17 protein-coding genes and 1 tRNA gene are annotated in these 11,836 nt (G+C 61.1%); 12 read left to right on the top strand and 6 right to left on the bottom strand.

The window, feature by feature from the left end; translation table 11 throughout:
- Positions 1-4 precede the first annotated feature (4 nt).
- A tRNA-Ala gene (locus ACWF6P_RS23575) sits at positions 5-80 on the top strand.
- A 292-nt stretch (positions 81-372) separates the two neighbouring features.
- On the opposite strand, the gene ACWF6P_RS23570 is transcribed toward ACWF6P_RS23575, so the two are convergent.
- A complete protein-coding gene (locus ACWF6P_RS23570; RefSeq protein ID WP_452622711.1) occupies positions 373-678 on the bottom strand; it encodes a hypothetical protein in 306 nt (101 codons plus the stop codon).
- A gap of 5 nt (positions 679-683) precedes the next feature.
- Positions 684-1,064, bottom strand: a complete 381-nt coding sequence (locus tag ACWF6P_RS23565; RefSeq protein WP_452622710.1) for a hypothetical protein — start codon at positions 1,062-1,064, stop codon at positions 684-686.
- A 19-nt stretch (positions 1,065-1,083) separates the two neighbouring features.
- Between ACWF6P_RS23565 and ACWF6P_RS23560 the strand changes: the two genes are divergently transcribed.
- The 3 genes from ACWF6P_RS23560 to ACWF6P_RS23550 are packed head-to-tail and all read left to right on the top strand — an operon-like array spanning position 1,084 to position 3,152.
- Positions 1,084-1,650, top strand: coding sequence for a hypothetical protein (locus ACWF6P_RS23560; RefSeq protein WP_452622709.1), 567 nt, complete (start codon positions 1,084-1,086; stop codon positions 1,648-1,650).
- 3 nt (positions 1,651-1,653) lie between these two features.
- Positions 1,654-2,154, top strand: coding sequence for an ImmA/IrrE family metallo-endopeptidase (locus tag ACWF6P_RS23555; RefSeq protein WP_003946241.1), 501 nt, complete (start codon positions 1,654-1,656; stop codon positions 2,152-2,154).
- Entirely contained in the window at positions 2,151-3,152 is a 1,002-nt protein-coding gene (locus ACWF6P_RS23550; protein ID WP_378632132.1) for a hypothetical protein, read from the top strand. The genes ACWF6P_RS23555 and ACWF6P_RS23550 overlap by 4 nt, the downstream gene beginning before the upstream one ends.
- A 60-nt stretch (positions 3,153-3,212) precedes the next feature.
- Here ACWF6P_RS23550 and ACWF6P_RS23545 read toward each other — a convergent pair whose 3' ends face one another.
- The gene (locus ACWF6P_RS23545; RefSeq protein ID WP_003946231.1) at positions 3,213-3,629 is read right to left on the bottom strand and encodes a helix-turn-helix domain-containing protein; all 417 of its coding nucleotides are present in this window, start codon (positions 3,627-3,629) and stop codon (positions 3,213-3,215) included.
- Positions 3,630-4,120: 491 nt separating this feature from the next.
- On the opposite strand from ACWF6P_RS23545, the gene ACWF6P_RS23540 reads away from it, so the two are divergent.
- The 3 genes from ACWF6P_RS23540 to ACWF6P_RS23530 all read left to right on the top strand — a co-directional run bounded on the left by ACWF6P_RS23540 (position 4,121) and on the right by ACWF6P_RS23530 (position 5,783).
- On the top strand, positions 4,121-4,264 hold the full coding sequence (locus ACWF6P_RS23540) for a hypothetical protein (RefSeq protein WP_378446434.1): 144 nt from the start codon (positions 4,121-4,123) through the stop codon (positions 4,262-4,264).
- 142 nt (positions 4,265-4,406) lie between these two features.
- Entirely contained in the window at positions 4,407-5,252 is an 846-nt protein-coding gene (locus ACWF6P_RS23535) for an SDR family oxidoreductase (protein ID WP_378532650.1), read from the top strand.
- Between the two features lie 48 nt (positions 5,253-5,300).
- Complete coding sequence (locus tag ACWF6P_RS23530) at positions 5,301-5,783, top strand: DUF2505 domain-containing protein (protein WP_378532652.1); 483 nt, start codon at positions 5,301-5,303, stop codon at positions 5,781-5,783.
- Here ACWF6P_RS23530 and soxR read toward each other — a convergent pair.
- Entirely contained in the window at positions 5,769-6,248 is a 480-nt protein-coding gene (soxR, locus tag ACWF6P_RS23525; protein ID WP_452622708.1) for a redox-sensitive transcriptional activator SoxR, read from the bottom strand. The two genes, ACWF6P_RS23530 and soxR, sit on opposite strands and share 15 nt — an antisense overlap.
- A 5-nt stretch (positions 6,249-6,253) precedes the next feature.
- Positions 6,254-6,742 (bottom strand): FABP family protein, encoded by a 489-nt coding sequence (locus tag ACWF6P_RS23520; protein ID WP_452622707.1) that lies wholly within the window; start codon positions 6,740-6,742, stop codon positions 6,254-6,256.
- 99 nt (positions 6,743-6,841) lie between these two features.
- Between ACWF6P_RS23520 and arcA the strand changes: the two genes are divergently transcribed.
- Entirely contained in the window at positions 6,842-8,059 is a 1,218-nt protein-coding gene (arcA, locus tag ACWF6P_RS23515; RefSeq protein ID WP_452622706.1) for an arginine deiminase, read from the top strand.
- A gap of 13 nt (positions 8,060-8,072) precedes the next feature.
- Here arcA and arsC read toward each other — a convergent pair whose 3' ends face one another.
- On the bottom strand, positions 8,073-8,426 hold the full coding sequence (arsC, locus tag ACWF6P_RS23510) for an arsenate reductase (glutaredoxin) (RefSeq protein ID WP_452622705.1): 354 nt from the start codon (positions 8,424-8,426) through the stop codon (positions 8,073-8,075).
- Between the two features lie 94 nt (positions 8,427-8,520).
- On the opposite strand from arsC, the gene ACWF6P_RS23505 reads away from it, so the two are divergent.
- From ACWF6P_RS23505 to ACWF6P_RS23490, 4 genes are all read left to right on the top strand, one after another.
- Positions 8,521-9,204 carry an SDR family oxidoreductase gene (locus tag ACWF6P_RS23505; RefSeq protein WP_378446439.1) on the top strand — a complete coding sequence of 228 codons (684 nt, stop codon included), beginning with the start codon at positions 8,521-8,523 and terminating at the stop codon, positions 9,202-9,204.
- Positions 9,205-9,253: 49 nt separating this feature from the next.
- Positions 9,254-9,613, top strand: a complete 360-nt coding sequence (locus tag ACWF6P_RS23500; protein ID WP_230814308.1) for a GntR family transcriptional regulator — start codon at positions 9,254-9,256, stop codon at positions 9,611-9,613.
- 48 nt (positions 9,614-9,661) lie between these two features.
- Positions 9,662-10,093, top strand: coding sequence for a DoxX family protein (locus ACWF6P_RS23495; protein ID WP_003946228.1), 432 nt, complete (start codon positions 9,662-9,664; stop codon positions 10,091-10,093).
- A gap of 84 nt (positions 10,094-10,177) precedes the next feature.
- On the top strand, positions 10,178-11,812 hold the full coding sequence (locus tag ACWF6P_RS23490) for a BCCT family transporter (RefSeq protein WP_452622704.1): 1,635 nt from the start codon (positions 10,178-10,180) through the stop codon (positions 11,810-11,812).
- Positions 11,813-11,836: the final 24 nt, after the last annotated feature.

The following is an 11,836-nucleotide window of genomic DNA, read 5'->3' as shown; positions in this document are numbered from 1 at the left end:
GCACGGGGCTGTGGCGCAGTTGGTAGCGCGCTTCGTTCGCATCGAAGAGGTCAGGGGTTCGATTCCCCTCAGCTCCACCAAGAAGTACCAGCAAAAAGGGTCTTTCAACGAAAGTTGAACGACCCTTTCCTGCATTTTCAGGGCCTGCCCGAATTGCGAAGATTCGGTCTGAGTGTGCGCCGTTTCATACGATTGCGACCGCCGATCCGGACCGTTGAGCTTCCAAGTGAGGGATGATCCTTGGGTGGATACATGTTTGCCGGAAATGTAACGAGGGTCTGTCCGCTGCGATAGGCACGATGAGTCCGCTGCAGTTTTCCGCAGGTAGGACGTATATGTCGGGGAGGAATGTCGATGAGCCAGCCACGACGGCTAGCGATGATGCTTGTTGCTGTGATGTGCCTGATGGGAATCGGCGTCCTTGCCGTATCGGTATTCCCCGCCATCGTCGCCGCCCAGCCTGGTGGCAATAACGGCAATGGAAACAACGGCAATGGAAACAACGGCAACGGGCACGGCAACGGCAATTACGGCAACGGCAACAACGGTGGAGGCAACGGCAACGGCAACAACGGTGGCGGCAACGGCAACAACGGTGGCGGCAACGGCAACGGCAACAACGGTGGCGGCAACGGCAACGGCAACAACGGTGGCGGCAACGGCAACTACGGCTGGCATTGCCATCACCACAACTGCGGAACGACGGTAGTGCCGACGACCACGACGACTGTGCCGACGACCACGACGACGACTGAGCCGACCACGACTGAGCCGACGACGACTGAGCCGACGACGACTGAGCCGACGACGACGACGACTGAGCCGACGACGACGACTGAGCCGACGACGACGACTGAGCCGACGACGACGACTGAGCCGACAACGACGACTGAGCCGACAACGACGACGACTGAGCCGACAACGACGACGACTGAGCCGACAACGACGACGACTGAGCCGACAACGACGACGACTGAGCCCACGACGACGACCGAGCCGACAACGACGACGACTGAGCCCACGACGACGACCGAGCCGACCACGACGACGACCGAGCCGACCACGACGACGACTGAGCCCTCAGTGAACCCTTCGGCGTCGCAACGTCCGAGCAGCAGTGCGTCACCGGCAACCAGCCCAACCTCGCAGACCGAGAGTTCTCCGAGCGAAGCACCCTCCGAGTCGCAGACGTCAGAGACGCAGTCTCCCTCCGAATCGCAGCCGAGTTCCGAGCAGTCGTCCGCGGTGGCGGCTCCGCCGGCAGGACCGTCTGATCCGAAGGGACCGTCAGCGGGTGGCGGAGCACCGGCACCCTCTTCCGGTGGACCGGCGAACGCTGCGCCGGGCGCAGTCGCAGCACCATCGGTCCCCGAGGTCCTGGCCGCTCCGGCACCCGTGGCTCCCCAGGTGCCGTCGAATACTCCGAACGTCGCGGCTCCCAGTGACAACCCGCAGGCATTTCCGACGGCGTTCACTCAAGGGCTTCCGCCGATTCTCAACGCTGCCGCCGTCGCCGGCGGTGTGGGCGGAATGGCAGTTGTAGCGGCCGGTGCGGGAGCAATGACTTTCCGCGGAGCATCGCTGCAGAAGGCGCGATTGGCTGCCGCTCGTGCCGAATTCCTGGCACCCGGATCACAGGGAGGTGCGTGAGTCGTGCCGGACAGACGTTCACATCGCCGCGTTCTGGCTGCGGTGGATGCCGTATGTGACGCTGCAGCGTCGTCCGAGGCTGTGTCACTGCTGACGGTGGTGCAGACAGTCGCCCGCGAGCGTGGTCGACCGATCGAGATCGATCTGGAAACCCCGCTCGCCACCGGAGTGTGCGGTCAGCGTCGAGCCTACGACGATCACGATGTCATCGTGCTGGCTCCCGGACTGCCCAATGTCGAGCGAACCCTGGCACATGAGTTGGGGCACATAGTGTTTCGTCACGAGGGTGCCGAGATCGCCGAGGCGACGCTCGAAGTCAGTGACGATTTGATCGCGTACATGCTGAGTCAACGTTCTTTGCGGCGCAACGAGCCCGTGCCGATGGATGACATCGCCGAGTGGGAAGCCGAGACGTTTGCGTCCATGTTGATCATGCGTCTGCGAACGATGAGTGGCCGTGGGACACCGCTGTCGGTGTTGCGGTACGACGAGGCGATCGGATGATCTTTTGGGCTGTCGCCCTTCTCGTCTGGGTTGCAGCCGGCGCGAGACTGGGTCGAGTTGTCGCGCGCACCGCTACGCCCTTGCGAATGTCGATGGTCTTTGCCGGCTTCTCGGTCGCATTGTCCTCGACGGTCATGGTGCCGGCGGTGTGGGACATCGTCGATCGCATTGCACCGGAGCAGCATGCCGCAGCGATGATCGTCATCGTCTTGTGGACAGCGTTGTCTGCGGCCAGCGCAGTCGGTGCCGTGTCTGCCTGGCCGGTGATGTCGCGTCCAGCTATGCGCGGTCTGGCTACGGTGCTGTACTCGGTGGGGCTGCTGGTGGCGATCGCGGTTCTTTTCGGTTACCCGGCGCCGGCTCTGATCTTTGTCATCGTCGCTCTGTCCCTTGTCATTTCGACAGGTCTAAGACACGTAGCGTGGGCGCCGTTGGGCCGCGGTATCGCATTGATCGTGACGGGTTCGTCGATCCTGCTTGTCGTGGTCGTCGTGATGCTGGTCGAATCGATCGGTGGCACAGGAGCACTCGAATCGGATGTCTGGACGGGCGCAGGGGTTTGGTTCATCGCTGCGTCGAGTGTTCTCATAGCGCTGGGCATCACATGGGTGCTTCTCGAGACCTGGTTGCGCGCACGACGAGATTTGTATCGTCTGCGGCGAATGCATGCGCTTCTCGTCAAGCGATTTCCCGAGGTTGTCGACGCGGACAGTGCCGGAAGTACGTCTGTGCTGCGAGCATCGGACATGATCGCCCAGATCATGGATGCAATGTACATCCAGTCCGGCGCCGGGATGTTCGACGTCGGCGGACAGGAACCGCCACGGGCAGTCACTGCACATGCGGGAATAATGGCAGGGTGGATCGCGGATCCGTTGGCCTCGGATGTGTTGGACACCAGGTGGATTGCACCACCGGAGAAGATGTCTGCGCGCCGTTGGGTCTTGTTGTTGGCGAAAGAACTCGATGAAACGACAAAAGTAGGTCGACGTTCATAGTCGACCTACTCCATGTCATTTCAGTTATTTCAGTGCTCTCGGCACGTCAGCACTTTCGCATCAGCGTGACGCGTCAGGCGGAACCTCTGGCAATCCTTCACTCGCGCGGAGCTTTTCAGCCATCGTGGTGAGCAGGTTCTGCGATTCTTCCGAGAGGTCGAATGCACGGCTCGAGAGGCGGCGAAGACCGTAGCCTTGGAGCTGCGAGAGCAGCTCGAGGTCGTGATCGATCTTGGCTGCGTAGATGTCGTTGAAGAAGTAGTCGGGCTTCACCTTGAAGAACCTGGCGAATGCGGCGACTGTCTCGTCGGACGGATTGGTGCGCTGTCCCGAGCGGAGCTGCGAGATGTACGGCTTGGAGATCTGATGGCCGTCTTCGATGAGCGCTGCCGCAACCTCGGCATTGGTGTGGGGTTTGCGCCCCGGAGGATGAACACTGTCGAACAGTTTGTTCAATCGTTCTGCAAAGTCAGCCATTGTGAACCGCCCCGTAATCCTCTCTAGCTAGCAATTGTCCGTTCAGTGAATCCTACGGTATCACGCGGATAACCGATCGGTAGCTCACCGTAGTCTGTTTAGTGGACTAGTTGTCAAATGTGTCCGAGATTCGATTTATCGGGTCGTTGAGTGCTCAGCTATGTCCCAGCGCACATTGAGTATCCGCCGCACGGAAATGCGCAGCTACGGCTGCGCTATTCGAACCTTCCAGTACTTGGCTAATATGCCCATTATCAGACTATTTACCTGTTTTGGCGATATTAGCTAAGCGTTAGCCTGGTTTTTCGAGAGTGTTTCGGTTGAAAAACTGCAGTTCAGAGACGGTTTGAATGAATGGGGCCGCAATCTGAATGCTTATTCGCGATGTCGTGGGGATCACTTCTGGGTTGAACCTTGAACGGTTTGCCGGAATGCGATCTGTGCTAGCTAAACCCGCTGGACAGGTGCAGAATTGTGATATGAAACACACGATGAGCGATGACGAACTGCGCCGCGCAATCCGTGAAATTCAGGATCGAGCCCACGACGCGCGCAAGCGTGGGGACGATGTAGCGGCGGAAGAACTCGACCGTACGGTCAGGGGCTATCAAGAGCAGATGATGCAGCGTCTCTAGTACTGCGTGCGGTCGTCTCCACCGAATATTTGTGGAGTGCGGCCTCACTCGCAGGTCAACTTGCGTGTTTCGGGGCGGCCGCACCGTGCGTGCGTAGACTTTCCCGCATGTCCACAGTACGAGTGCGGGGGAGTGTTCATCCATGTCTGTAAGGTCGCTCGACGGCAAGAAATGCCTGATCACCGGCGCTGGTAGTGGAATTGGACGCGCAACCGCGCTGCGCGCATCCGAAGCTGGTGCAGAATTGTTTCTCACCGATATCAATGACCTCGGATTAGAGGAGACCGTTGCGATGGTCGGTGCCGGCGGCGGCACGGTCAGCATGGCGAAGGCGCTCGACATCTCGGACTACGACGAGGTCGTGAAATTCGGTACCGAGATTCACACTCAATTCTCTCCGATGGATGTCGTCATGAATATCGCCGGCATTTCAGCTTGGGGAACTATCGAGAACCTCGAACATCGGCATTGGAAGTCGATGGTGGACGTCAACTTGATGGGGCCTATTCATGTCATGGAGACGTTTGTTCCGCCCATGATTCGTGCAGGCAAGGGTGGACATCTGGTCAATGTGTCTTCGGCCGCCGGGCTCTTGGCCCTGCCGTGGCACGCTGCCTACAGTGCGAGCAAGTTCGGCCTTCGCGGGGTCTCCGAGGTGCTGCGATTCGATCTGAAGCGGCACGGGATCGGCGTCAGTCTGGTTGTGCCTGGTGGGGTGAAGACGCCTTTGGTGGGAACTGTGGAAATCGCGGGTATCGACAGGGATGACCCGCGGGTAAAAAAGCTCACACATCGGTTCGAGAAGCGCGCGGTTTCGCCGGAAAAGGTGGCGTCGTGCATTGTTCGGGGGATCGAGAAGAACAAGTATCTCGTTTACACGTCCAATGACATCCGTTTCGGATACTGGTGGGCGCGCAAATTCGCCCCGCCTTATGAGTTCGTCATGCAAAAAGCGAACGACCAGTTCGGTAAATTGCTCAAGCGATGAGCATTAACTCAGTCGGGACTTTTATCTAGTCGAATAGGGACCAAGGTCATGCCGAAGAGTTTTCATTTCGATATCGATTTCAAATATCCGATCGACGACGTTCATCGAACTTTGACAGACCCGAGTTATTGGGAAGTTCGACTGGGCGATCTGTATGCCACCTCGGACATCGCGGTACTGGACGGATCCATCGAAGTATCGGTGTCCGAGGAAATCGACTCCGCCTCCCTGCCGAGCTTGGTTGCGAAGGTTGCGCCGAGTCGACTCGGTCTGCAGCGGATCGATCGGTGGGGACCTCTGTCGGACGGGCGTGCGGCAGGTTCGGTGACTGGAATTGCGCAGGGTCTGCCGATACGAATCGAGACGACGCTCGATCTCACCGCTGCCGAGTCCTGCACGCGGTTGGTCGTCGACGGAACGGCTGAGGTGAAGATGCCGATTATCGGCGGCCAGATCGAGAAGTTGCTGAAGAAGACCGTCGAGGACTTGCTGGGGCGCGATCGGGACGCCGTCGAGTCATTTCTCGCCTGAATCGGCGCCGAAATCGACCTCCAGAACGCGCGCACCCGGGCCGGCGGACGCGAGTTGATCGTGAGGGTTGGCGAGGGCGCACCCCTCCAGCGAGAGGCATCCACAACCGATACAGCCGGTGAGGTTGTCTCGTAGGCGTTCCAACTGCTCGATGCGTAGATCGAGGTGGCGCCGCCACCCGGTCGACAACCTCTCCCAATCTGCGCGGTTCGGCGTCCGGCCTTCAGGCAGTGTGCCGAGGGCCTCCCGGATTTCCGACAGCGGAATTCCGACGCGTTGCGAGATTCTGATGAAGGCGACGCGTCGAAGCGTGTCTCGTTGGTATCGACGCTGGTTGCCGCCGGTCCGGCGACTGACGATCAGGCCTTCCCGTTCATAGAAATGTAGGGCTGAGACCGCCACACCGCTGCGCTCGGAGAGTTGGCCGGGCGTCAGTTCCTTGGCCTTCCACGACGGCATCTCCATAACGGCTACCGGTCCGTCGCCCGATGAAGAGTGGCGTGGAGGTGATGCATCAGCGGGGTGTCTCCGTGCGCCATCCACACGTCGTATGTCAGCGTGTCGCCCTGGACCCGCAAGACGCGTCGGACGTCGTGAACGGGTTTTGCGTCGGGCGATGCTGCGAGCGTGAGACGGGTCAAAGCGAGAGTGCCTTCGGAGTCGACGGTGCCGCGGTGGATCTCGACAAATCCGGTGGGTTGACTGACGAGCAGTTCGAGCTCGCCACCAGATGTTGGGCGCAGGTATCCCGACTCCATGTGAAGCGGTCGGCCGTCGGGAAGCCCGCGAGTGCGCGACGAGTAGGTGACAAATGGTTTGGGAGTGGCCGCGAACTCGATCTCCTCGGAGTACTCGAAGTCGTCGATGGTCGGGAAATGTCCGGCTCCAGCGCCGACCCAGCGTCCGGTGAACCTGTCGATTCCGGCGCCGCTCAGCGCCACCTGATCCGTACTGTCCATTGCGTAGTCCTCTCGCCTGCGTCGGATCAGACGTTACGCGGGCCGGTAAGGCAGCTGCTTCTCCCTGCTGGGTGGGGCCTACGGGATTAGTGTTCACTCATGAACGCTTCTGGCTCCGTCCCCCTCGGTGTCGATTCCGAGGTGGGCCGCTTGCGATCGGTCATTCTTCATCGGCCTGGCGACGAGTTGAAACGGTTGACCCCGCGCAACAACGACGAGCTGCTGTTCGACGCGTTGCCGTGGGTGGACCGTGCGCAGGAAGAGCACGATCAGTTTGCGACCGTCCTTCGTGAGCGCGGCGTCGAGGTGCTGCTTTTGTCCGACCTCCTCACCGAGGCGCTCAAGGTCAGTGGCGCAGCCAGGATCCAGGGAATCGCGGCTGCCGTCGACGCACGCAAGATCGGACACGCGCTTGGGCAACACCTGGCCGCGTACCTGCGACAGGTAGAGCCGAAGGAGCTGTCGTCGATCCTCACTGCCGGGATGACGTTCGACGAGCTGCCGATCGATGCCGACTCGACCTCGTTGGTGCGCAGGATGCATCACGGCGGTGACTTCGTGATCGACCCCCTGCCCAATTTGCTCTTCACCCGCGATTCGTCGTTCTGGGTCGGGCCGAGGGTGATCATCACGTCCTTGGCGTTGTCGGCGCGAGCTCGCGAATCCTCGATCACGGATCTCGTGTACGCCCATCACCCTCGATTCAAGGGCGTGCGACGCGCGTACGAGTCCCACACCGCCCCCGTCGAGGGAGGGGACGTGCTGCTTCTCGCTCCGGGGGTGATCGCAATCGGTGTCGGTGAGCGGACGTCACCCGCCGGAGCAGAAGCATTGGCGCGCAGCGTGTTCGACGACGGTCTCGCGCACACCGTGTTGGTTGTTCCGATCGAGCAGCGCCGAGCGTCGATGCATCTCGACACGGTCTGCACCATGGTCGAGGCCGACGCGGTCGTCATGTACCCGGCCATCCAGGACGCATTGTCGGCGTTCACCCTGCGCAAGGAAGATGACGGAGTGAGTATTCGCGGTGCGACGCCGTTCCTCGAAGCGGCAGCCGACGCCATGGGAATCGGAAAACTTCGTGTGATCGACACCGGACTCGACACGGTGACGGCCGAGCGTGAGCAGTGGGACGACGGCAACAACACGTTGGCTGTCGAACCTGGCGTCGTCGTCGCGTACGAGCGCAACGTCGAAACGAACGCGAGGCTGGAGGCCTCGGGTATCGAGGTCTTGCGAATCGCGGGTTCCGAACTGGGCTCCGGTCGTGGCGGGCCTCGGTGTATGTCCTGTCCGATCGCCCGCGATCCGCTGTGAGTGGTAGGCGCTGTCAGAGAATCTCTTCCACCTTGGCTGCCGGACGCGCGAGCACGGTGCCCTTGTCAGTGACGACGAAGGGGCGTTCGATCAGAATTGGGTGTTCGATCATCGCGTCGAGGATCTCGGATTCGGAAGCGTCGGCGAGTCCGAGTTCCTTGTACTGCGTTTCGCGCTTGCGGACCGCTTGACTGGGCTCGAGGCCGGCGTCGGTGAGGAGTTTTTCCAGCTCGGATCGGGTAGGCGGAGTATCGAGGTACTTGACGATGGTGGGTTCGATTCCGGCATCCCGGATGAGCCCGAGAACAGTCCGCGAGGTGTTGCACCGTTGATTGTGGAAGATGGTTGCAGATGCCATGTTCGTCATTCTGCCTCTGCGTCCGAACTCGTGGGACAAACAGGGGAACAACGGGCCGCTCCGGCGTGCTGCACTTGAAGTACCGACGTGTGAGGAGAAAACGATGACGGAACATCGAAGTGTGGACGAACGACGCGTAGTCATTGCCGGTGGGCACGGCAAGATCGCGCAGCACCTGACATACCTGCTGGCCGGGCATGGTGATCGGCCGGTAGCGCTGATTCGCAATTCTGCGCACGAGGGTGCAGTCCGCACGCTTGGCGCGTTCCCCGTGGTTATCGATCTGGAATCGTCGACGGTCGAGGAAGTTGCGAAGGTGCTGGACGGTGCCGACGTGGCAGTCTTCGCCGCGGGCGCCGGACCGGGCAGCTCGATCGAACGCAAGGACTCCGTCGACCGAGCCGCGGCCGTGCTGTTGGCCGATGCCGCCGAGAAAGCGGGAGTGCGTCGGTTCATCCAGATCAGCGCCATGGGTGCTGGTGACGACGTTCCCGAGGGCACCGACGAGGTTTTTGCCGCGTACCTGCGGGCGAAGACTGCGGCGGAGGAGGACCTCCAGGCAAGGACTTCGCTGGACTGGACGATTCTTCGGCCAGGCCTTCTGACGGACGACGACCCAACCGGTGAAGTGTTGCTTGCGCAGCCGCCCGTCGATCGCGGCTCTGTTCCGCGTGCCGACGTCGCCGCCGTAGTAGAGGCGCTCATCGATGCGCCGTCCAGCGTCGGCAAGATATTGGTTCTGACCTCCGGCCCCCATACGATCCGCGAGGCTGTCGAGGGCCTGTGATCGAGAAGATGCTGTGGCCTGTGACCGAGAAGATACGACGAGGGTGACGATGAAGATCGCGATCGAACACGATTCCTCCACGGCTCCGTACGACCAACTGCGGCAACAGATTATCGAGCAGGTTCACGGCGGCGGATTGATCGCGGGAACCAAGATCCCGACGGTGCGGGCGCTCGCCTCGGAGCTGGGTTTGGCGGCCAACACCGTCGCGAAGGCTTATCGCGCGCTCAGTGATCAGGGCGTCATCGAGACGCGGGGAAAGCAAGGGACATTCATCGCGTCCGGGGCTGATCCAGTGCAGGCGCAGGCCGAACAAGCGGCGACTGCGTTTGCGCATAGCGTCCGCTCGCTCGGGTACTCCGACAGTGAGATCGTCGCCATGGTCGAGTCTGCATTGAGAGGTGCGTGACACAATGATTAAGTTGACGCTTCAAGTTAAAGCTGTCAGTCTTGGCTCATGAATTCGTCGATTGCTCGTGACCTCGGACTCCTCATCGCCCGTGTCGGCCTCGGGATCATCTTCATCGCCCACGGTTGGCAGAAGTTCTTCACCTACAAGATCGCCGGAACGCAGGCCGCATTCGAAGGGATGGGCGCCCCGCTCCCCAAGATTTCTGCAGTTCTCGCCGCATCCATCGAACTCGGTGGCGGAATCCTGCTCATCGCGGGTCTGCTGACCCCGCTCGTCGGAGCGCTGCTGTTCCTCGACATGGTCGGCGCGTTCTTCATCGTGCACGCGGACAAGGGTGTCTTCATCGACAACGGTGGCTACGAACTCGTCGTCGCTCTCGGTGTCGGATCGCTCTTGATCGCCGTGATCGGCGCAGGACGGATCAGCATCGACGGATTGATCGGCAAGGGCAACGGTTGGGTTAAAACCCCAGCTTGATCGGGGTGAGAAGGCGGGCTCAGCGGACGTTGAGCCCGCCTTCTGGCTTGCTTTTGGACCACAAAGTGACGAACGTAGTCATCTATGGTGACGAAATCTGATCGAACCGAACAAGATTCCGGGGCCAACGAAGAGCGTCCGGAGACGGGCTTTACTCGGGTAGGCGTTCGGACCGACTACGTGGTGTTTTCCGTGGCGGCCGCAGCGGTGTCGGCCATTGTCGTGTGGGGCCTGGTAGCTCCCGACAACCTCGACTCGGTAACCGGAAGTGTTCTCGGCTGGTTGGTGACCAACATCGGCTGGCTCTTCGTACTCGCGGCTTCGGCTTTCGTGCTGTTTTCCATCTACCTCGCAGTGAGCCGATTCGGCGACATTCCGCTGGGTAAAGACGGGGAGAAGCCCGAGTTCCGCACCGTCAGCTGGATCGCCATGATGTTCAGCGCCGGTATGGGGATCGGCCTGATGTTCTTCGGTGTCGCGGAACCGCTTGCGCACTACGTGACTCCGCCTCCCGGCACCGACGGCGGCGTCGGAACTGCCATGGCTACCACCATGTTTCACTGGGGACTTCACCCTTGGGCGATGTATGCCGTTGTGGGCCTTGCCATTGCGTACGGGTCGTATCGCCGCGGACGCAAGCAACTGTTCAGTTCGGCCTTCATCCCGTTGCTCGGTCGCAAGGCTGAAGGGCCGATCGGCAAGGTCATCGACATCCTGGCAATCTTTGCGACACTTTTCGGAACCGCAGCATCCTTGGGGCTCGGCGCACTGCAGATCGGCTCCGGTTTCGAGGTAGTCGGCTGGATGGAAGAAGCCGGCGTATTCCTGCTCGTTGCCATCGTCGCGGTGCTAACCCTGGCGTTCGTCGCTTCCGCGGTTTCCGGTGTGGCCAAGGGAATTCAGTGGCTCTCCAACATCAACATGGTGCTCGCGCTGGTCTTGGCCCTGTTCGTGTTCGTTCTCGGGCCCACCGTACTGATTCTCAATCTGCTCCCGACGACCATCGGTGCATACGTTTCCGACCTTGCCCAGATGTCCGCCCGCACGGGTGCGTCGTCGAATCCGGAAACGGGCGCGTGGCTTTCGTCCTGGACGATCTTCTACTGGGCATGGTGGGTGTCCTGGACGCCGTTTGTCGGCATGTTCCTGGCGCGCATCAGCCGTGGTCGTACGATCCGTCAGTTCATCGTCGGCGTCATCGCCGTTCCCACGACTGTCAGCTTGCTCTGGTTCGCGATCTTCGGCGGCGCCGGCATCGGGGAGGAACGCGATGGAATCGGCCTGTCCAGCCGCGGCTCGGAAGAGGCTCAACTCTTCGGCATGCTCGACAATCTGCCGTTGGCCGGAGTGACGACTGTCCTGGTCATGCTGCTCGTCGCAGTGTTCTTCGTCTCCGGCGCGGACGCCGCGTCGATGGTGATGGGCACGCTCTCGCAGCGCGGAACGCTCGAACCGAGTCGCTGGGTCGTGGTCTTCTGGGGCATGTTGACCGGTGGCGTCGCGGCGCTTCTGCTGTGGACCGGTGGTTCCGAAGCGCTCGACGGCTTGCAGACGATGACGATCATCGCTGCGGCGCCGTTCGTGCTTGTCATGATCGGACTGTGCTTCTCGCTGTACAAGGATCTTTCGCACGACCCGATCATCGTTGCGGCGAAGGAGCAGAAACGTGCGCTCCTGCGCCCGCGGCGGGGGCGTCGCGTCGGTAAATCGGCGGAGTAAGCGTGAAAAGAAGGAGGCACCGAA

The sequence above is a fragment of the Rhodococcus sp. NPDC055024 genome, from assembly GCF_053608585.1.
The sequence above is the reverse complement of the archived record's forward strand: the minus strand, read 5'-3'. Positions and strand labels throughout refer to the sequence as shown.